The sequence below is a fragment of the Candidatus Arsenophonus phytopathogenicus genome (assembly GCF_056113345.1).
Genome location: NZ_JBUIOB010000017.1, coordinates 716,261 through 737,246, shown reverse-complemented (window position 1 = coordinate 737,246; position 20,986 = coordinate 716,261). Strand labels below are relative to the sequence as shown.

Sequence of the window (20,986 nt, the reverse complement as noted above, 5' to 3'; positions counted from 1 at the left end):
TGTTCCAGATTGTTAAAGAGCATTATTATTCGTAGCATACTGTTGCCAGCCTGCTCTGAATAACTTTTTTTCTATTTTTATCTTGCAATATGGTGGAGCTAAGCGGGATCGAACCGCTGACCTCCTGCGTGCAAAGCAGGCGCTCTCCCAGCTGAGCTACAGGCCTAATGATACTTTCTGCTCAATCTTCATCAGACAATCTGTGTGAACACTCACATTCCATCTATCTAGGTAAGGAGGTGATCCAACCGCAGGTTCCCCTACGGTTACCTTGTTACGACTTCACCCCAGTCATGAATCACAAAGTGGTAAGCGCCATCCAAAAGGTTAAGCTACCTACTTCTTTTGCAACCCACTCCCATGGTGTGACGGGCGGTGTGTACAAGGCCCGGGAACGTATTCACCGCGACATGCTGATCCGCGATTACTAGCGATTCCGACTTCATGGAGTCGAGTTGCAGACTCCAATCCGGACTTCGACGTACTTTCTGAGTTCCGCTCCCCATCGCTGGCTCGCCTCTCTCTGTATACGCCATTGTAGCACGTGTGTAGCCCTACTCGTAAGGGCCATGATGACTTGACGTCATCCCCACCTTCCTCCGGTTTATCACCGGCAGTCTCCTTTGAGTTCCCGACTCTACTCGCTGGCAACAAAGGATAAGGGTTGCGCTCGTTGCGGGACTTAACCCAACATTTCACAACACGAGCTGACGACAGCCATGCAGCACCTGTCTCAGCGCTCCCGAAGGCACTCCTCTATCTCTAAAGGATTCGCTGGATGTCAAGAGTAGGTAAGGTTCTTCGCGTTGCATCGAATTAAACCACATGCTCCACCGCTTGTGCGGGCCCCCGTCAATTCATTTGAGTTTTAACCTTGCGGCCGTACTCCCCAGGCGGTCGATTTAACGCGTTAGCTCCGGAGGCCACAGTTCATGACCACAACCTCCAAATCGACATCGTTTACAGCGTGGACTACCAGGGTATCTAATCCTGTTTGCTCCCCACGCTTTCGCACATGAGCGTCAGTCTTTGTCCAGGGGGCCGCCTTCGCCACCGGTATTCCTCCACATCTCTACGCATTTCACCGCTACACATGGAATTCTGCCCCCCTCTACAAGACTCTAGCTAACCAGTCTTGAATGCCATTCCCAGGTTAAGCCCGGGGATTTCACATCCAACTTAATTAACCGCCTGCGTGCCCTTTACGCCCAGTAATTCCGATTAACGCTCGCACCCTCCGTATTACCGCGGCTGCTGGCACGGAGTTAGCCGGTGCTTCTTCTGTCGCTAACGTCAATTGCTAAGGTTATTAACCTTAACACCTTCCTCACGACTGAAAGTACTTTACAACCCGAAGGCCTTCTTCATACACGCGGCATGGCTGCATCAGGCTTGCGCCCATTGTGCAATATTCCCCACTGCTGCCTCCCGTAGGAGTCTGGGCCGTGTCTCAGTCCCAGTGTGGCTGATCATCCTCTCAGACCAGCTAGAGATCGTCGCCTAGGTGAGCCCTTACCCCACCTACTAGCTAATCTCATATGGGTTCATCCGAAGGTGTGAGGCCAGAACGGTCCCCCACTTTGCTCCTTAGAGATTATGCGGTATTAGCCACCGTTTCCAGTGGTTATCCCCCCCCTTTGGCCAGATCCCCATACCTTACTCACCCGTCCGCCGCTCGCCGGCAAGGAAGCAAGCTTCCTCCCGCTGCCGCTCGACTTGCATGTGTTAGGCCTGCCGCCAGCGTTCAATCTGAGCCATGATCAAACTCTTCAATTAAAAGCTTGATGCTCAAAGAATGTTTTACTGACCGTAACGCGCTTTTGTTCAACTCGCTTTGCCGATATTTGACCACCTTCGCCGCTGCCGACCAAAATAACGTTACTGCATATTAGTTCATATATGAATTAACTGTTTTGTCACTCTTCAAGACTTTAAAACCAAATATTTTTTGATGATGTCTTGCAAGTGCCCACACAGATTGTCTGATTAATTGTTAAAGAGCGTGCGACCTGGGCCGCGAGGTGGCGTATATTACGCTTTTCACCTGTAAAGTCAAGTAGTTATTTCTACTCTTCTTTACCCTGCGTCAAGAAAATTCAATTCAATTGATTCGTTCTATACTGACTCAGTGGGGGCGCATTATAAGCAGTTTTACGCAGCTGGCAAGCAATAATTTGTAAACTTTAGTCGTTTACTCTTTTTTTCGACAAAAATATCTTATTTATGTTTGAGTGAGCTATGAATCTAAATTTTAAATTTATTCGTTAGAATTATTTAGAAACAATTGCTTCGCGCAAAGTTATATAAGTAATGATTCATTAGATATCTGTTAGTGCTATAATTTTCTAAAATAAATAAAAGATAATCTATTTTAAAATCTGATTTATTTCGGTTTACCTTATTTTTTTAGGTTATTTAATGTTAAAAACAATACAAAATATGTTTGGCTTACCAGTCATAGCAACTACGGCCTTTTTAAAGTCTTAATCATTCTCCTTTAGCCATGCAATCTGCTGTCATAAGTTATACATTAACTGTTGCTCTGCTTATTCCAGTTAGTGGATGGTTAGCCGATCGCTTTGGTACAAGAAAAATTTTTATATTTGCAGTTAGTCTATTTTCTTTAGGCTCTTTCTTATCTGCAATGTCATTATCTTTGGCTTTTTTAGTTTTTTCTCGCATCATTCAAGGAATAGGCGGTGCAATGATGATGCCTGTTGCACGTCTTGCATTATTGAGAGCTTACCCACGCAGTGAATTATTACCTATTTTAAATTTTGCCACTATTCCCGGATTAGTTGGACATATATTAGACCCTTTACTTGGTGGTTTTTTAATAACTTATACCAGTTGGCATTGGATATTTATTATTAATATCCCTATCGGTTTACTTGGTATTTTATATGCACTAAAACATATGCCTGATTTTAAAATGCCTAAACGCGCCTTTGATACTATAGGATTTATTCTCTTTGGTGCTGCAATTGTAATGTTGACGGTGAGTTTAGATTTTTTTAATAACGAAAATTTAACCAATTATGCACCATTAATTATAATTTTAGGCGGCATTTTTTTTTACTCTTTATTTATGTATTACACGCAAGAAAAATCGCTTATTCAATTATTCCATTAAGTTTATTTAGCACAAGAACCTTTTCTATCAGTATAGCCGGTAATGTTATAACCCGTCTAGGCACAGGCTGTATTCCGTTTTTAATGCCGTTGATGTTGCAAGTAGGATTTGGATACCCAGCGGTTACAGCTGGTTTAATGATGGCTCCAATGGCGATAGGCTCAATATCGGCAAAACCTGTTGTTACAAAAATATTAACTCAATATGACTATAAAAAAACACTTTTTACCATAACATTTATTATTGGCTTAATTATTACTCAATTTTATATTTTGATAATTCCTTTATTTTTACTGGGAGCGGCAATGTCGACCCAATTCACCGCTATGAATACACTTACTCTAGCGGATTTGACAGAAAACAACGCCAGTTCTGGTAATAGTAAGTTAGCTGTAACCCAACAACTTGCTATCAGTTTTGGTATTGCGAGTAGCGCTGCAATTTTACACTTTTATGAATCGCTACCTTATGGTGATCATATTGATAATTTCCATTATACATTTATTACTATAGGTATAATTGCTCTGTCATCTTCACTTATTTTCCTTCTGTTGCAACAAGAAGATGGACAAAATTTAATTAATAAAAAAGCTCCCTAACAGTAAAAATTTCATCTAAATAGGACAAACCTAAAATAAATTATATTTATTTTTTTGTTGAATTTACTAAAATTCAATAAATTAATTTGCAATAATTCTTTTTTATACAGGAGAAGAGTATATGCAATTGGCTGAACGAATAGCTCAATTGAGCAACTATCTAGAAACTGGTCTATACGAGCGGCAGCATACTATTCGCCTTTGTTTATTAGCAGCATTATCAGGAGAAAGTGTTTTTCTACTAGGTCCAATCCGGTATTGCTAAAAGCATGATAGCCAGGCGAATAAAACAAGCCTTTAAAACGGTTAGCTCTTTTGAATACCTAATGACTCGTTTTTCAACACCAGAAGAAATTTTCGGACCACTTTCCATTCAAGCATTAAAAGAAGAAGGACGCTATCAGCGTTTAACAACAGGCTATTTACCTGATGCCGAAATTATCTTCCTTGACGAAATTTGGAAAGCTGGCCCTGCTATATTAAATACTTTGTTAACGGCAATTAACGAAAAAAAATTTAGAAATGGCTTTCACGAAGAAAATATTCCTATGCACTTACTTGTCACTGCCTCCAACGAACTACCAGAATCAGATAGTAGTCTTGAAGCATTATACGATTGTATGCTTATTCGTTTATGGTTAAATAAGCTGCAGAAGAAACAGAATTTTAGGGCTTTATTAAATAGCAAAAAGGAAGAAAGTGAAAATATTGTTCCCAATCGACTTCAAATAAGTAATGAAGAACATGAAGAGTGGCAAGTAAAAATTTGTGAAATAAAACTACCAGATGATTGCTTTGAGATAATTTATCAATTACGGCAGCAAATTGATAATTTAGTTCCATCACCTTATATTTCTGATCGTCGACGGAAAAAAGCTATCCACTTACTCCAAGCTAGTGCTTTTTTTAATGGGAGTGATGCAATATCACCTTTAGATATTATTTTATTTAAAGATTGCCTTTGGCATGATTTGCAATCACTACAACTATTACCGCAGTTAATTACTACGTTATGAATAGAAGAAGGTTGGCAACAACGAATTATCAATAAGAAAATAGATGATCTTCATAATGAATGGCAGCAATCAACTCAAATTAATAACAATAAAATCGCTTTTAAATTAGAGAAAGAAAACCGTTTATTCAATCGCATTCCACATTATTCTCTATCCAAGCAAATTAGCGAAAAAAATATAACATTATTTTTACATACTCCCCTTGTTTTACATAATATAAAAGTTAATTCTGTTATCATAGATAAGAGTTCAATCAACGATACATTAAATAAAGGAAAAATTTCTGCTCAACTTAATGGTATTGGTTATGCTCAATTAATTTCAGCACAAGTTAATAGCAAAAACCAATTGCAAGTGCTGGATGCGAGTAGAAAGCCATCAACACTTTATTTATACGAAAAAATAGATGAAAATAAATTAGATAATAAATGGCCGGAAAAGCTCGAACAAATTAATCATTTAATTCAACAGCAAAAATCTTTATTTAGTCATCATCAACCTTGTTTTTTTATTGAAAATCATTGGCTAGCAACTATTGAACAAAATTTTTTAACTCTAACAGATAAATTATCTCAATTAAGAACGCAGATGATGAGCTAATAATCTATGTTGAATCTCACAACGATTGATATGTTACTCTCCATTAATGAAATGGAGATAATAGAAGAGATTGTATTAACATTACTGGCCACACCTCAATTAGTCATTTTTTTTGAGAAGTACCCTAATCTTAAAAATATATTATTAAGAGATTTTTTAGCATGGAAAAAATTTATATCACAAATAGCAAGAGACCTTGGTGCCCATTAAATTAACCGAAGAATTTGCACTTTATCAGCAAAATTTGGCCCTTGTTACTACAAAATTTTTTAGCAATCTTCCGATAACTATTAATAAATTAACAGAAATATATTCTTCTTTTGTGCAAGAAGCGCATTATTTACTGGGAAAAATCTCTCATGATCCCGCAGGACAATCTCTATTTATTCAACGCTGGCGCCTTAATCTTATTTTTGAAGTAACAATGTTTAATAAATTATTATTAGAGCAAGAAAAAGAACATTTATTGGCTGAATTAGAGCAACGATTGAAATTAACTGGAAATTTAGCAGAAATGTTTAATCAAAATAATCAGCCTGCTGGTAAATTATGGGATATGAGTAAAGGAGCTTTAACCCAATCCTGCAATAATATTCAATTATTAATTCAGTATAGCCATTTTTTACAACAGCAACCTGAATTAGAAAAATTAGCAGAACTTTTAGGTAGAAGCAATTCGTTGAAATCTCAACAAAAACAGCAGAAAATATTAGAATCAAAAATCTCATTGGAAAAAATCCCTGACCAGATTACCCGAGCAAATTAGAGGGATAAACCACGGTAATGATATTTTACGTCTTCTACCTAGTGAATTAGCATTGCTGGGATTAAAAGAACTCGAATTTAAATTTTATCGCAAATTATTTTAAAAACAGTTACTTACCTACAGGTTACAAGGCGATAATTGGCAGCAACGAAAAATATTACGTCCAACGGTTAAACATCACGATGAACAACAACCAAAAGGGCCATTTATTGTATGTATAGACACTTCAGGTTCAATGGGAAAATTTAATGAAAATTGTGCTAAAGCTTTCTGCCTCGCTTTAATGAAAATAGCCATGAGTGACAACCGTCAGTGTCACATTATTCTATTTTCAATGGAAGTTATTGATTATGATTTATTAAGCAATGATAGATTAGAGCAATTAATGCAATTTCTTAATCAAACATTTAGTGGGGGAACCGATTTGGCTGCCTGTTTAAATAAATGTTTAGAAAAAATGCAACAACAGCAATGGAAAGATTCAGATGTGGTTGTGATTTCAGATTTTATTGCTCAACGATTACCTGATAATTTAGTAAAAAGAATAAAAGTTCATCAAACGCAACAGCATCGTTTTCATGCTGTTACATTATCTAAATATGGAAAACCCGGTATCCTAAATATTTTCGATTATATCTGGCACTTTGATACTGGGCTAAAAAGTCGATTATTACGCTATTGGAACTAATTACAACATATCCGTAATAACTGCATGGCTTTCCGGCGACCATACACTACATTGAACTTGGCCAATATGCTTTTTCTGAAGTAATAACATCACTAAACGAGATTGTCCAATGCCCCCACCTATTGTTTGTGGCATTTGATCTTTTACCAATGCTTGATGCCATTCAAAAGACATTCTATCTTCATCATCGGTAATTGCCAATTGGTTTGTAAGCGCTTCTGTATCAACACGGATGCCCATAGAAGAAATTTCAAATGCATCCTGCAATATAGGGTTCCAAACAATAATATCACCATTTAAACCGGCATAACCTTCACTGTTAGGTGTTGTCCAATCATCATAATCAGGAGCACGTAAATCGTGAGCAAGGCCATGAGATAGTTTTCCTCCAATACCAATAAGAAAAACTGCACCTAATTCTTTAGCTATTTCACATTCTCTTCCTTTAGCATCAAGATCAGGGTAGCGTTGTAATAATTCTTCACTATGAACAAAATGAATTTGCTCAGGTAAAAATGGGGCTAATCCACATTCTGTACTAACCGCTTTTTCTGTTTCTTTTATTGCTTGATAAATTTTAATGACCGTCTGTTTTAAATAATCAAGAGAGCGCTCATCCTTAAGCATTACTTTTTCCCAATCCCACTGATCTACAAATACAGAATGAATAGGTGTCAGACGATCTTCATCAGGACGCAATGCTTTCATATGGGTATAAAGCCCTTGTCCGGGTTTAAAATCAAAACGACCTAACGTTTTACGTTTCCATTTAGCCAATGAATGTACAACTTCAAAAACAGAATCTGGCATCGATTTTACTTTGACTTGTACTGCTTTTTCATGGCCTGACAGGTTATCTTGAATCCCATCACCGAGACGACTTAAGATAGGTGCTTGAACTTCAATTAAAGCTAATTCTTTTTCTAATAAACGCGAAAAATAAGATTTAACAAAACTAATTTGTTGTTGTTTTTCGATGAATGACTTTTCCATTTTTTTTACCCCATAATCTGTAGCATTATTTACTTTGTTATATAGATTAAGCAATAAAATGGGTCATAAATTCAATATACTTAATAAAAAAAAGTGATTATGATTTATAATATTCAAAATAAATCCTTTAAAAATAAATAATCGTTAAAAATGGTGTTTTAAAATGGTTGAAAATTATCAAATCGATAATCTGGATCGCGACATACTTAATGAATTACTGAGAAATGCACGGATCCCCTACGCTGAAATAGCTAAAAAATTTGCCGTAAGTCCTGGTACGATACATGTCCGAGTCGAAAAAATGAAACAAGCTGGGATTATTCTAGGGACACGTGTAGATATTAATGTGAAGCAACTAGGTTTTGATGTATGTTGCTTTATTGGCATTATTTTAAAAAGCGCGAAAGACTACCATACTGCGCTGAAAAAACTTGATGAATTAGACGAGGTGGTCGAAATCTACTACACAACTGGACAATACAGTATATTTATCAAGGTAATGTGTCGATCCATTGATGCGTTACAAGATGTACTTATTAATAAGATACAGACAATTGATGAGATCCAATCTACTGAAACCTTGATCTCTTTACAAAATCCAATAATGCGTACTATCAATCCATAAAAGTGGAATAACCATATTATCCACAGGTAGATCCCAACTCATTCACAGCATACAATAGGCATTGTTTTAAATAATGGGGTTCATAATGACAAAAGTAACATTGATTACAGGTAGCACTATGGGCAGTGCTGAATATGTTGCTGAGCATATCGCTGAAATATTGGAGAAATATGGCTTTGACACTGAAGTTACATACGGTCCATCGTTAAAAGAGCTACCAACAAAAGGTATTTGGTTAATTGTATGCTCTACCCATGGAGCAGGTGATTTGCCTGAAAATATACAACCTCTAGCAAAAAAGATCAGCGAAGAAAAACCTGATCTTAGTCAGATTAATTATGGTGCGATTGGGATAGGTAGCAAAGAATATGATACTTTTTGTGGTGCAATCCATAAATTAGATCAACTGCTAAAGGATCATAATGCAAAACGCGTTGGAGAAACATTGGAGATTGATATTTTAGAACATGAAGTGCCAGAAGATCTTGCAGAAATTTGGATCGAAAAGTGGAAAGATAAAATTATCGATTTGGATAAATAAAAGCCAAATAAATGTGGATAACTTTGCGAAAAAGCAGGGAATAACCCGTAGTTATCTATAGAATAAGCTTGAGTGCCAAACTTGGTTGTGGGTAACTAGCCATGTTAATCCCAGCTTATACGGAGTAGGATCACTTATCATTCACAGCTAAAGATCATAAACAAGATAATGATCTTCTTATGGTATTTACACTTATCCACAGAAGATCGCGATCCTAATAAAAGATCTAATAAACAGATCTTTAAATAAAAAGATCTTATTTATATTAGGCAAGGATCATATAACTTGCCTCTTAGCAAAACTCGAGTAAAATTCACTTCCCAAGTCATATTTAATACTAAGGTTTATACATGTTTTACCCAGAACAATTTGATGTCATTATTATTGGTGGAGGCCACGCTGGTACTGAAGCAGCTATGGCTACTGCTCGTATGGGACGTCAAACTTTACTTCTAACCCATAATATTGATACGTTGGGCCAAATGTCATGCAATCCAGCTATCGGTGGAATAGGTAAAGCACATCTGGTTAAAGAAATTGATGCCTTAGGTGGCATTATGGCTATTGCCACAGATAATGCAGGGATCCAATTTAGAACGCTTAATGCAAGTAAAGGTCCAGCAGTACAAGCAACTAGAGCTCAAACTGATCGAGTACTTTATAAGCAAGCGATTAGGACTGCGCTAGAAAATCAAAATAACTTAATGATCTTTCAACAAGCTGTTGAAGACCTGATCGTAAAAAACGATCAAGTTATTGGCGTGATAACCAAAATGGGATTAAAATTTCACACAAAGTCTGTCGTACTGACCGTAGGTACCTTTCTTGACGGTAAAATTCACATAGGATTAGAAAATTATAGTGGTGGTAGGGCTGGTGATCCTCCTGCTATTAGCCTATCACATAGATTAAGAGAACTACCTTTACGAGTAGATCGACTTAAAACAGGTACACCTCCTAAAATTGACGCAAGAACTATCGATTTTTCCCAATTAGCACTACAATTTGGTGATGATCCCACCCCTGTTTTCTCTTTTGTCGGATCAGCTGAACAACATCCTCAACAATTACCTTGCTACATCACTTATACGAATGAAAAAACTCACCAAGTGATCCGCGATAATTTAGATCGTAGTCCTATGTATGCAGGAATTATTAAAGGAATAGGTCCCCGCTACTGTCCTTCTATTGAAGATAAAGTTATGCGGTTTGCAGATCGTTCTGCACATCAAATCTTCCTTGAACCAGAAGGGCTAACCAGTAATGAAATTTATCCTAATGGAATTTCTACTAGTTTACCTTTTGATGTACAAATGCAAATTATACATTCGATGAAAGGTCTAGAAAATGCGCGTATTACTCGACCCGGATACGCGATTGAATACGATTTCTTTGATCCCCGAGATTTAAAGCCAACTTTAGAAAGCAAATTTATCAAAGGGCTATTTTTTGCAGGTCAGATTAATGGAACAACTGGTTATGAAGAAGCAGCAGCTCAAGGTTTACTAGCTGGACTTAACGCAGCTCGTTATGCTTTTGAACAAGAAGGATGGTTCCCTCGTCGTGATCAAGCCTACATTGGTGTTTTAGTTGATGATCTTTGTACCTTAGGCACTAAAGAACCCTATCGAATGTTTACTTCACGAGCAGAATATCGCCTTATGCTACGTGAAGACAACGCAGATCTTCGTTTAACCGAAAAAGCGTACGAACTTGGTTTAATCGATGAAAACCGTTGGCAAAAATTTTGTCGTAAAGTTGAATTAATTGAACAAGAACGTCAGAGGTTACGTAACCTTTGGTTACATCCTAATTCAGATAAAATTAGTGATCTTAATGAAATATTAACTGTTCCGCTTTCAAAAGAAGCAAACGGCGAAGATTTACTTCGCCGTCCAGAAATAAGTTATAAATTACTTACTTCGTTAAACTATTTTTCACCTGCAATTGATGATCCTCAAGTAACAAGTCAAGTTGAAATTCAAGTAAAGTATGAAGGTTATATTGCTCGTCAACAAGAAGAAATAGAGAGACAGCTCCGTAATGAATATACTGCATTACCGACCAATTTAGATTACAAGCAAATAACTGGTCTTTCTAATGAGGTTATTGCAAAACTCAATGATCATAAACCTAGTTCTATTGGTCAAGCATCGCGAATATCAGGTATTACGCCAGCCGCAATATCAATATTATTAGTCTGGTTAAAAAAACAAGGTTTATTACGTCGGAGTGCTTAAAATGAACTTAATAACCTATTTTAAAACTTTATTAGATAAAACAGATATTATTTTGACCGATCAACAAATACAACAGCTAATTGTCTATATTGAGTTATTAAATAAATGGAATAAAACATATAATTTAACATCAGTTAGATCACCAGAACAAATGGTTGTTCGTCATATTTTAGATAGTATTATTGTTGACAAATATCTTACTGGTAAACGATTTATTGATGTAGGTACAGGCCCAGGATTACCTGGTATACCCCTTGCTATTGTTCGCCCCAATGATCATTTCACACTATTAGATAGTTTGGGAAAACGGGTTAGGTTTTTGCGACAAATACAACATGAATTGATGCTTAAGAACATCGAACCTATTCAAAAACGAGTTGAACAGTACCAACCAGTAGAAAAATTTGATGGCATAATAAGCCGAGCATTTGCTTCATTACAGGATATGCTTTCATGGTGTCAACATCTTCCGAAGCAAAATGGAGGACAGTTTTACGCACTTAAAGGTATACTTTCTGCAAATGAAATATCAACTTTTTCTTCTAATTTTAAGATAAATAAAATTATTTCGTTGGGTGTACCAGGCCTTGATGAACAGCGACATTTAGTGATTTTAGGGGTCAACTAATATTGTTTTTGATCAAAAAAAGTGACATTTTTTAGTCATAAAAAAATAAATTTTTAAATGTTACCATTATTTTTATATCAAAATTTTAAACAGAAAATATATTAACTTTATTATTACATTTAAATAACAAAAAAGGATAATAAATTTATTGATATATTATTAATTAGTTATATAAGATTATCTACAAGTATTTCTCCTCTTTATTTTTAATAAAGAAATAATTAATATTTTATCTTTGATTTTTCAATTTTTTTACTTATTTCTTTTTAAGTAAATTAATAACCATATTAAAATGTGACAAAGATCATATTTTAAAATTTAATATAATTAAATAATAGTAATTAAATTGACATTATTTTGTTTATTTTCCTGTTGGATTGAAAATTTTAAATATTTGTTCACGTTTTCGCTACTTATTGATTGAATTCATTTTTAGGGGTCGTATAATTTACAAATTTTTGTCTCTTGACACTCTCGAGCAAAGGCAGTTTTATACGCACTCAGCAATTTAAGGTTTAAAATACTGGGAGAATATAAGAGTCATGTCTGTTTCCCTCTACAACGGTAAAATTGCTTTAAAACTGTTGTTATTTCAGTTAATGGCGCTTGTGATCCTCAATATAGCTTTCTACATGAATAGTGTAGAATGGGCCTTATCTACTTTTGCGGGTGGGTTCGTATGTTGGTTACCTAATGCTTTATTTATGGTGTTAATACGTTATCAAAAGGCAGTTAAAAAAGATGTTCTTATTCACATTGCATGGTTTTTTACCATTGGTGAGGGAGTAAAAGTTATTATAGCAATAACTGTATTGGTAATTGCTTTAGGTATATTTAAAGCAGCATTTGTACCATTAGGTTTGACCTATTTAGCTATGTTGATTATTCACATCATTACACTAGCTGTAATTAGATAGTGAGCATTTTTAAACAACAAAAGGGTAAAAGACATCATGTCTGCATCAGGAGAAGTCATGACTACGGGAAGTTACATAGGACACCATCTAAATAATCTTCAGTTGGACTTGCGTACCTTCAAATTAGTTGATCCCCATAATAACAATGATCCAACGTTTTGGACGTTAAATATTGACTCGCTTTTTTTCTCAGTTGTCCTTGGAATTATTTTTTTGTGTCTCTTTAGAAAAATTGCTGTTAATGCAACCAGCGGCGTACCTGGTAAGTTACAAACTGCAATAGAAATGGTCATCGGTTTTGTCGATAATACCGTTCGTGATATGTATCATGGTAAGAGCAAAGTCATTGCACCTTTAGCTTTGACGGTGTTTGTTTGGGTGTTATTAATGAATACCATGGATTTGTTACCAATCGATTTACTTCCTTATATTGGAGAACATTACCTGGGATTGTCAGTGTTGCGTGTTGTTCCAACCGCAGATGTAAGCATTACTATGTCAATGGCGATTGGTGTATTTATCTTGATCATTTTCTACAGTATCAAAATGAAAGGATTAAGTGGGTTTACGAAAGAATTAACTTTACAACCATTCAATCATCCTATTTTTATTCCCATTAATTTGATTCTAGAAGGTGTTAGCCTGCTGTCTAAACCGGTATCTCTAGGTTTACGGTTATTCGGTAATATGTATGCTGGTGAATTGATCTTCATTCTTATTGCGGTTTTGTTACCTTGGTGGTCACAGTGGATACTTAACCTACCCTGGGCGATTTTCCATATATTGATTATTACGTTGCAAGCCTTTATTTTTATGGTTCTAACTATCGTTTATTTATCGATGGCGTCAGAAGAACATTAATTTCAACTTATTAATAAATTTTTATTTAACTGAAACAAACTGGAGACTGTCATGGAAAACCTAAATATGGATCTGCTGTACATGGCTGCCGCTGTAATGATGGGATTAGCAGCAATTGGTGCTGCAATTGGTATTGGCATCCTAGGGGGAAAATTCTTAGAAGGCGCAGCTCGTCAGCCAGATTTGATTCCTCTATTACGTACGCAGTTCTTTATTGTTATGGGCTTAGTTGATGCCATTCCGATGATTGCTGTTGGTCTGGGGCTATATGTGATGTTCACAGTTGCTTGATAACACAAGCCAAATGGGAAAGAACATTAATATGTTAATTTTTAAAGAGGTATTGTGCGATGAATCTTAATGCGACAATCCTCGGCCAGGCTATTGCATTTGTCCTGTTTGTTTTGTTTTGTATGAAGTATGTATGGCCTCCAATTATGGCGGCGATTGAAAAACGTCAAAAAGAAATTGCTGACGGTTTATCTTCTGCAGAACGAGCGAAAAAAAACTTGGACTTGGCGAAAGCTGATGCGACCGAACGACTGAGAAAAGCAAAAGCAGAAGCACAAATCATTATTGAACAAGCTAATAAACAACGAGTTCAAATGATTGAAGAAGCAAAAGTAGAGGCTGAAGCTGAACGTAACAAGATCGTTGCTCAAGCGCAAATCGAAATTGATGCTGAGCGTAAGCGTGCACGTGAAGAGTTGCGTAAACAAGTTGCTATGTTAGCAATTTCAGGTGCAGAAAAAATAATTGAACGTTCCGTTGATGTAGCGGCTAATAGCGACATCGTTGATAAATTGGTCAACGAACTGTAAAGGAGGAAAGGGGCATGTCTGAAATTACTACGGTTGCTCGCCCCTATGCCAAAGCAGCTTTTGATTTTGCTGTAGAAAACCAACTTGTTGATAAATGGCAAAATATGCTCAGTTTCATTGCTGAAGCAACCCGTAATCAACAAATAGGTAAGCTGCTTTCTGGTTCAATAGCACCAGAAACATTAGCGAAAACATTTATCACTATTTGTGGTGATGAAATCGATGAACATGTTCGAAATCTAATTCGCATTATGGCTGAAAACGGGCGTCTAAGTACGTTACCAGAAGTTTTGAAGCAATTCATACAATTACGCGCTTTTCTGGAGTCAACCGTTGATATTGACGTCATTTCTGCCACTGAGCTAAATGAAAAACAGCAATTTAAAATTTCTGCAGCGATGGAAAAACGTCTGTCACGTAAAGTTAAGCTGAATTGCAAAATTGATAAATCTGTTATTGCAGGAGTCATTATCCGCGCCGGAGACCTGATTATTGATGGTAGCGTGCGTGGTCGTATTGAGCGTTTAACTGACGTCTTGCAATCTTAAGGGGATTGGAGCATATGCAACTGAATTCCACCGAAATCAGTGAGCTGATCAAGCAACGTATTGCTCAGTTTGATGTAGTGAGAGAAGCTCACAATGAAGGTACAATTGTTTCTGTTAATGATGGGATCATTCGTATTCACGGTTTAGCTGAAGTTATGCAAGGTGAGATGATCGGACTACCTGGTAATCTCTATGCTATTGCGCTCAATTTAGAGCGTGACTCAGTTGGTGCCGTTGTCATGGGACCATATGCCGACTTAGCCGAAGGTATGAAAGTAAAGTGTACAGGTCGTATTCTTGAAGTACCAGTAGGTAGAGGATTACTTGGGAGAGTTGTTAATACCTTGGGTGAGCCAATTGATGGTAAAGGGCCTGTTGAGCATGATGGTTTCTCTGCCGTTGAAGTTATCGCCCCTGGCGTTATTGATCGTCAATCAGTTGATGAACCTGTACAAACAGGATACAAATCCGTTGATGCTATGATCCCTATTGGGCGTGGTCAACGTGAGTTAATCATCGGTGATCGCCAAACCGGTAAAACCGCATTAGCTGTTGATGCCATTATTAATCAGCGTAATTCGGAAATAAAATGTATTTATGTAGCAATTGGGCAAAAAGCCTCAACTATTGTTAATGTGGTTCGCAAGCTTGAAGAGCACGGAGCACTCGAAAATACGATAGTTGTTGTTGCTACTGCATCTGAATCTGCTGCATTACAATACCTTGCGCCTTATGCTGGCTGTGCAATGGGTGAATATTTTAGAGATCGTGGCGAAGATGCGCTAATTATTTATGATGATCTCTCTAAACAAACGGTTGCTTATCGACAAATTTCGCTATTGTTACGGCGTCCTCCTGGACGTGAAGCCTATCCAGGTGATGTTTTTTATCTTCATTCTCGTTTACTTGAGCGTGCTGCCCGTGTTAATGCTGAATATGTTGAAAAATTTACTAGTGGAGAAATCAAAGGTAAAACGGGTTCATTAACAGCATTACCGATTATTGAAACGCAAGCTGGTGATGTCTCTGCATTTGTACCTACTAATGTAATTTCAATCACGGATGGACAAATTTTCTTGGAATCTAACTTATTTAATGCGGGTATTCGCCCGGCAGTTAACCCAGGAATATCAGTATCACGTGTAGGTGGTGCGGCTCAGACTAAGATTATCAAGAAATTATCTGGTGGCATTCGTACCGCGTTGGCGCAGTATCGCGAGTTAGCTGCATTTTCACAATTTGCTTCTGATTTAGATGATGCGACACGTAAGCAGCTTAATCATGGACAGAAAGTTACCGAATTGTTGAAACAGAAACAGTATGCACCAATGTCAGTTGCGCAGCAGGCGTTATCTTTATTTGCTGCTGAACGTGGTTATCTGCAAGATGTTGAATTAGCAAAAATTGGTGATTTTGATACGTCATTGTTGGCTTATGCTACTCGTGAGCATTCTATCTTGCTGAAAGAAATTGATCAGACAGGTAAATATAACGATGAAATCGAAGCTAAGTTAAATGCCTTGCTCGATTCTTTTAAAGCAACTCAATCCTGGTAATTCTATTCGGCCTTTATTGAGACCGTTTGGTTAATAAGGAGGAGCTGAAATGGCGGGCGCAAAAGAGATACGTTCTAAGATCGGTAGTGTTCAAAATACACAAAAGATCACTAAAGCGATGGAGATGGTTGCTGCATCCAAAATGCGCAAAACACAAGAGCGTATGGCAGCTAGTCGTCCTTATGCAGAAACTATGCGTAGTGTAATTGGTCACTTAGCATTAGGTAATTTGGAATATAAACATCCATATCTTAAAGAGCGTGATGTTAAACGTATTGGTTATTTAATTGTTTCAACTGACCGTGGTTTATGTGGTGGCTTAAATATTAATTTATTTAAAAAATTACTGACAGAAATGAAAACATGGACTGATAAAAGTGTCCAGATTGATCTGGCATTAATTGGTTCTAAAGCAGTTTCATTCTTTAATTCGGTTGGTGGTAATATTGTTGCTCAGGTAACCGCGATGGGAGATGATCCTTCTCTGTCTGATCTTATTGGACCCGTGAAAATTATGTTAGAAGCATATGATGAAGGGCGTCTAGATAAGTTGTATGTGGTAACTAACAAATTTGTTAATACCATGACTCAAGTACCAACGATTACTCAGTTATTGCCTCTACCTGCGGGTGATGATGAAACATTGAAAAAGAAATCTTGGGATTATTTGTATGAACCTGATCCCAAGATACTACTGGATACCCTGTTGCGTCGTTATATCGAATCACAGGTTTATCAGAGTGTTGTTGAAAACTTAGCTAGTGAACAGGCTGCTCGAATGGTAACAATGAAAGCAGCTACTGATAATGGTGGTAACCTGATCAAGGAGTTGCAGGTGGTTTACAATAAGGCTCGTCAAGCCAGCATTACTCAGGAACTTACCGAAATAGTTTCGGGAGCTGCCGCAGTTTAATGGCTAGGTTTACGAATTACGTAGAGGATTCAAGATGGCAACTGGAAAGATTATCCAGGTAATCGGCGCCGTAGTGGATGTCGAATTTCCTCAAGATGTGGTACCCAAAGTGTACGACGCGCTTGAGGTAATGAATGGTAAAGAAAAACTAATTTTAGAAGTTCAGCAGCAATTAGGTGTCGGAGTTGTTCGCTGCATCGCGATGGGGAATTCTGATGGTTTAAAACGTGGTTTAGACGCTGTTGATTTAGCTCACCCAATTGAAGTGCCAGTCGGTAAAGCGACATTAGGGCGCATCATGAATGTATTAGGTGATCCTATTGATATGAAAGGAGAGATCGGTGAAGAAGAACGTTGGGCTATTCATCGTGCCGCCCCTAGTTATGAAGATTTATTTAATTCAACAGAATTGCTCGAAACTGGTATCAAAGTTATGGATCTTATTTGCCCATTTGCTAAAGGTGGGAAAGTAGGATTATTTGGTGGTGCTGGTGTTGGTAAAACAGTAAACATGATGGAGCTTATTCGTAATATTGCGATTGAGCATTCCGGTTATTCGGTCTTTGCAGGCGTCGGCGAGCGGACTCGTGAAGGTAATGATTTCTATCACGAAATGACAGATTCAAATGTATTGGATAAAGTTTCTCTGGTTTATGGTCAAATGAATGAACCGCCAGGAAACCGTCTACGTGTTGCTTTAACAGGATTGACAATTGCAGAGAAGTTTCGTGATGAAGGGCGAGATGTATTGTTATTTATCGATAACATCTATCGCTATACATTAGCAGGAACAGAAGTTTCGGCCCTGCTTGGTCGTATGCCTTCGGCAGTGGGTTATCAACCGACCTTAGCGGAAGAAATGGGTGTATTGCAGGAGCGTATTACATCAACTAAAGCTGGTTCAATAACGTCAGTTCAGGCGGTATATGTTCCTGCTGATGATTTGACGGATCCCTCTCCAGCAACTACTTTTGCTCATTTGGATGCAACGGTCGTTCTTAGTCGTCAAATTGCGTCATTAGGTATTTATCCTGCTGTTGATCCATTGGATTCAACTAGTCGTCAGCTTGATCCATTAGTTGTAGGGCAAGAGCACTACGACGTAGCACGTGGTGTTCAGTCTATTTTGCAGCGTTATCAAGAATTGAAAGATATCATTGCTATTCTGGGAATGGATGAGCTGTCTGAAGAAGATAAATTGGTTGTTGCGCGCGCTCGTAAAATCCAGCGCTTCCTATCTCAACCATTCTTTGTGGCTGAAGTTTTTACTGGTTTACCGGGAAAATTTGTTTCTTTAAAAGATACTATCCGTGGCTTTAAAGGTATTTTGAATGGTGATTATGATCATCTGCCTGAGCAAGCGTTTTATATGGCAGGTACTATCGAAGAAGCAGTAGAAAAAGCGAAAAATTTATAATGTCGCTGATGGGAGGTTGATATGGCTGCAATGACATACCATCTGGTTGTGGTAAGTGCTGAAAAGCAGATGTTTGACTGCCTTGTCCAGAAAATCCAGGTGACAGGCAGCGAAGGGGAATGGGGATTTATCCTCAACATACACCGCTGCTAACTGCCATTAAGCCTGGTATGATACGTATTACCAAACAGTTTGGTGAAGAAGAACTAATCTATCTTTCTGGTGGTATTCTTGAAGTTCAACCAAATGGTGTTATCGTATTGGCTGATACAGCAATCCGTGGCAAGGATTTGGATTAGAATCTAAGCATAAAGCGGAAGAGCATATTCGTAAAGCACATGGTGATGTCGATTATGCTCAAGCATCGGCAGAGTTAGCCAAGGTAATTGCTAAATTACGTGTCATCGAGCTGATGAAAAAATGATATAATCCTAAGAATTTATTTAAACTTTACAGCTATTTTTATAAAAATTAGGTAAATACAGGGAGTGGGACAATTTATTTATGCTTCGCTCCTTTTCTTTTATATAGATAGTAAGCTTTTTTATTTGAACGAAATATGTAGTAATTTGTTCAATAAATAGTTTTACTTTTACCTAACTGATGGATTTATTAGGTTTTATGTCTATGAACGCAAAAAGTGTTGTGATCCTCGCGGCGGGTAAAGGTACCCGCATGTATTCTGACTTACCAAAAGTTTTACATCCACTGGCAGGCAAACCAATGGTGCAGTATGTTATCGACACATCATTATCACTTGGGGCATCTAATATTCATTTAGTATACGGCCATGGCGCTGATTTAATTAAATTAGCTTTAGCTAATCAACCTATTAATTGGATCTTAGAGGTAGAGCAATTAGGAACAGGACATGCAATGCAGCAAGCTGCACCTTATTTTGCTGATGATGAAGATATCCTGATGCTTTACGGTGATTCTCCACTGATCACAAAAGAAACACTTGAACGATTAATAGAAGCTAAACCTGACGGAGGAATAGGGTTATTAACGGCAATCGTTAATGAGCCGACAGGTTACGGGCGCATTATTCGTCAAAAAGGTGAAGTAATTGGCATTGTTGAGCAAAAAGATACAACGGAAAATCAAGCTAAAATTAACGAAATTAATACCGGTATACTAGTTGCTAATGGTGCTGATTTAAAGCGGTGGCTGAAAAAGCTTAATAATAACAATGCTCAAAATGAATATTATGTTACAGATATCATTTCATTGGCGCATGAAGAAGGCTGTAAAATAAATGCAGTTTATCCTACCAAATTGAGTGAAATGGAAGGGGTGAATAACTGTTTACAGCTTTCGGCGCTTGAACGTATTTATCAACAAGAACAGGCAGAAAAATTATTATTGGCAGGTGTTACGATTATTGATCCTGCTCGTTTTGATTTGCGCGGTACATTAAAGCACGGGCGTAATGTAATTATTGATACTAATGTGATTATTGAAGGGGATGTTGTACTGGGTAATAATGTACATATTCATGCCGGATGTATATTAAAAAATTGTAAGATAGATGATAATTCAATTATTAGTGCTTATTCAGTTATAGAAGGCTCAGAATTATCTACCGCCTGTACAATTGGCCCTTTTGCTCGTTTACGTCCAGGAACTAGACTGGCAGATAAAGTGCATATTGGTAATTTTGTTGAGGTTAAAAACACCGCTTTAGGTGCGGGTTCTAAAGCAGGGCATTTAAGTTATCTAGGTGACGCCGAAATTGGTGGAGATGTTAATATTGGCGCAGGAACAATAACTTGTAATTATGATGGGGCTAATAAATTTAAAACAATCATTGGTGATAATGTTTTTGTTGGCTCAGATACGCAAATGATTGCACCGGTTACCATTGCTAACGGGGCAACTATTGGTGCTGGAACGACGCTTACTAATGATGTTAAGGAAAATGAACTTGTTATTAGCCGTGTTAAACAGAAGCATATTGTCAATTGGCAGCGTCCAATAAAGAAAAAATAGTCGCAAAATAAATAGTGATGATTAATCATCTATTTTATAAATAATAAACCCAATATCTACAGGCTTTGGGAACGGTAAAACCGAATATATTAATCAGGTTACGACAGCATAAGAGCTATATGCTCTTCTATT

14 protein-coding genes, 1 rRNA gene and 4 pseudogenes are annotated in these 20,986 nt (G+C 37.2%); 17 read left to right on the top strand and 2 right to left on the bottom strand.

Annotated features, from left to right (window positions below; genetic code table 11):
- Positions 1–232: 232 nt before the first annotated feature.
- A 16S ribosomal RNA gene (locus AC01GB_RS07210) occupies positions 233–1,776 on the bottom strand.
- 642 nt (positions 1,777–2,418) lie between these two features.
- Between AC01GB_RS07210 and AC01GB_RS07205 the strand changes: the two are divergent.
- From AC01GB_RS07205 to viaA, 3 pseudogenes are all read left to right on the top strand, one after another.
- A pseudogene (locus tag AC01GB_RS07205) lies at positions 2,419–3,732 on the top strand (MFS transporter).
- A 121-nt stretch (positions 3,733–3,853) separates the two neighbouring features.
- A pseudogene (gene ravA / locus AC01GB_RS07200) lies at positions 3,854–5,348 on the top strand (ATPase RavA).
- A gap of 6 nt (positions 5,349–5,354) precedes the next feature.
- Positions 5,355–6,802: pseudogene (gene viaA / locus AC01GB_RS07195) on the top strand (ATPase RavA stimulator ViaA).
- On the opposite strand, the gene asnA reads toward viaA, so the two are convergent.
- Positions 6,803–7,795 (bottom strand): aspartate--ammonia ligase, encoded by a 993-nt coding sequence (gene asnA / locus AC01GB_RS07190; protein WP_474451249.1) that lies wholly within the window; start codon positions 7,793–7,795, stop codon positions 6,803–6,805.
- Positions 7,796–7,958: 163 nt separating this feature from the next.
- On the opposite strand from asnA, the gene asnC reads away from it, so the two are divergent.
- The 14 genes and pseudogenes from asnC (at position 7,959) to glmU (ending at position 20,854) form a co-directional block, all read left to right on the top strand.
- Complete coding sequence (asnC, locus tag AC01GB_RS07185) at positions 7,959–8,420, top strand: transcriptional regulator AsnC (RefSeq protein WP_474451248.1); 462 nt, start codon at positions 7,959–7,961, stop codon at positions 8,418–8,420.
- Positions 8,421–8,505: 85 nt separating this feature from the next.
- Positions 8,506–8,961, top strand: a complete 456-nt coding sequence (gene mioC, locus AC01GB_RS07180; protein WP_474451247.1) for an FMN-binding protein MioC — start codon at positions 8,506–8,508, stop codon at positions 8,959–8,961.
- A gap of 350 nt (positions 8,962–9,311) precedes the next feature.
- Complete coding sequence (gene mnmG / locus AC01GB_RS07175; protein ID WP_474451246.1) at positions 9,312–11,201, top strand: tRNA uridine-5-carboxymethylaminomethyl(34) synthesis enzyme MnmG; 1,890 nt, start codon at positions 9,312–9,314, stop codon at positions 11,199–11,201.
- 1 nt (position 11,202) lies between these two features.
- Positions 11,203–11,829: a 16S rRNA (guanine(527)-N(7))-methyltransferase RsmG gene (rsmG, locus tag AC01GB_RS07170; RefSeq protein ID WP_474451244.1), complete on the top strand. Its 627-nt coding sequence runs from the start codon at positions 11,203–11,205 to the stop codon at positions 11,827–11,829.
- A gap of 542 nt (positions 11,830–12,371) precedes the next feature.
- On the top strand, positions 12,372–12,746 hold the full coding sequence (gene atpI, locus AC01GB_RS07165) for a F0F1 ATP synthase subunit I (protein WP_474451243.1): 375 nt from the start codon (positions 12,372–12,374) through the stop codon (positions 12,744–12,746).
- A gap of 36 nt (positions 12,747–12,782) precedes the next feature.
- Entirely contained in the window at positions 12,783–13,607 is an 825-nt protein-coding gene (atpB, locus tag AC01GB_RS07160) for a F0F1 ATP synthase subunit A (RefSeq protein ID WP_474451242.1), read from the top strand.
- A gap of 51 nt (positions 13,608–13,658) precedes the next feature.
- Positions 13,659–13,898 carry a F0F1 ATP synthase subunit C gene (gene atpE, locus AC01GB_RS07155; RefSeq protein ID WP_474451241.1) on the top strand — a complete coding sequence of 80 codons (240 nt, stop codon included), beginning with the start codon at positions 13,659–13,661 and terminating at the stop codon, positions 13,896–13,898.
- A gap of 59 nt (positions 13,899–13,957) precedes the next feature.
- The gene (atpF, locus tag AC01GB_RS07150) at positions 13,958–14,428 is read left to right on the top strand and encodes a F0F1 ATP synthase subunit B (protein ID WP_032115573.1); all 471 of its coding nucleotides are present in this window, start codon (positions 13,958–13,960) and stop codon (positions 14,426–14,428) included.
- A gap of 14 nt (positions 14,429–14,442) precedes the next feature.
- Positions 14,443–14,976: a F0F1 ATP synthase subunit delta gene (gene atpH / locus AC01GB_RS07145; RefSeq protein ID WP_474451238.1), complete on the top strand. Its 534-nt coding sequence runs from the start codon at positions 14,443–14,445 to the stop codon at positions 14,974–14,976.
- A gap of 14 nt (positions 14,977–14,990) precedes the next feature.
- On the top strand, positions 14,991–16,532 hold the full coding sequence (gene atpA / locus AC01GB_RS07140; protein WP_474451236.1) for a F0F1 ATP synthase subunit alpha: 1,542 nt from the start codon (positions 14,991–14,993) through the stop codon (positions 16,530–16,532).
- A 49-nt stretch (positions 16,533–16,581) separates the two neighbouring features.
- Positions 16,582–17,445 carry a F0F1 ATP synthase subunit gamma gene (atpG, locus tag AC01GB_RS07135; protein ID WP_474451235.1) on the top strand — a complete coding sequence of 288 codons (864 nt, stop codon included), beginning with the start codon at positions 16,582–16,584 and terminating at the stop codon, positions 17,443–17,445.
- A gap of 34 nt (positions 17,446–17,479) precedes the next feature.
- Positions 17,480–18,862 carry a F0F1 ATP synthase subunit beta gene (gene atpD, locus AC01GB_RS07130; RefSeq protein WP_474451233.1) on the top strand — a complete coding sequence of 461 codons (1,383 nt, stop codon included), beginning with the start codon at positions 17,480–17,482 and terminating at the stop codon, positions 18,860–18,862.
- 21 nt (positions 18,863–18,883) lie between these two features.
- Positions 18,884–19,286: pseudogene (locus AC01GB_RS07125) on the top strand (F0F1 ATP synthase subunit epsilon).
- Positions 19,287–19,483: 197 nt separating this feature from the next.
- Positions 19,484–20,854, top strand: coding sequence for a bifunctional UDP-N-acetylglucosamine diphosphorylase/glucosamine-1-phosphate N-acetyltransferase GlmU (gene glmU, locus AC01GB_RS07120; RefSeq protein ID WP_474451231.1), 1,371 nt, complete (start codon positions 19,484–19,486; stop codon positions 20,852–20,854).
- Positions 20,855–20,986: the final 132 nt, after the last annotated feature.

Excerpts from the sequence above, each read along its gene's own strand:
- asnA (WP_474451249.1), bottom strand. The coding sequence starts at position 7,795 with ATGGAAAAGTCATTCATCGAAAAACAACAACAAATTAGTTTTGTTAAA.
- asnC (WP_474451248.1), top strand. The coding sequence starts at position 7,959 with ATGGTTGAAAATTATCAAATCGATAATCTGGATCGCGACATACTTAAT.
- mioC (WP_474451247.1), top strand. The coding sequence starts at position 8,506 with ATGACAAAAGTAACATTGATTACAGGTAGCACTATGGGCAGTGCTGAA.
- mnmG (WP_474451246.1), top strand. The coding sequence starts at position 9,312 with ATGTTTTACCCAGAACAATTTGATGTCATTATTATTGGTGGAGGCCAC.
- rsmG (WP_474451244.1), top strand. The coding sequence starts at position 11,203 with ATGAACTTAATAACCTATTTTAAAACTTTATTAGATAAAACAGATATT.
- atpI (WP_474451243.1), top strand. The coding sequence starts at position 12,372 with ATGTCTGTTTCCCTCTACAACGGTAAAATTGCTTTAAAACTGTTGTTA.
- atpB (WP_474451242.1), top strand. The coding sequence starts at position 12,783 with ATGTCTGCATCAGGAGAAGTCATGACTACGGGAAGTTACATAGGACAC.
- atpE (WP_474451241.1), top strand. The coding sequence starts at position 13,659 with ATGGAAAACCTAAATATGGATCTGCTGTACATGGCTGCCGCTGTAATG.
- atpF (WP_032115573.1), top strand. The coding sequence starts at position 13,958 with ATGAATCTTAATGCGACAATCCTCGGCCAGGCTATTGCATTTGTCCTG.
- atpH (WP_474451238.1), top strand. The coding sequence starts at position 14,443 with ATGTCTGAAATTACTACGGTTGCTCGCCCCTATGCCAAAGCAGCTTTT.
- atpA (WP_474451236.1), top strand. The coding sequence starts at position 14,991 with ATGCAACTGAATTCCACCGAAATCAGTGAGCTGATCAAGCAACGTATT.
- atpG (WP_474451235.1), top strand. The coding sequence starts at position 16,582 with ATGGCGGGCGCAAAAGAGATACGTTCTAAGATCGGTAGTGTTCAAAAT.
- atpD (WP_474451233.1), top strand. The coding sequence starts at position 17,480 with ATGGCAACTGGAAAGATTATCCAGGTAATCGGCGCCGTAGTGGATGTC.
- glmU (WP_474451231.1), top strand. The coding sequence starts at position 19,484 with ATGTCTATGAACGCAAAAAGTGTTGTGATCCTCGCGGCGGGTAAAGGT.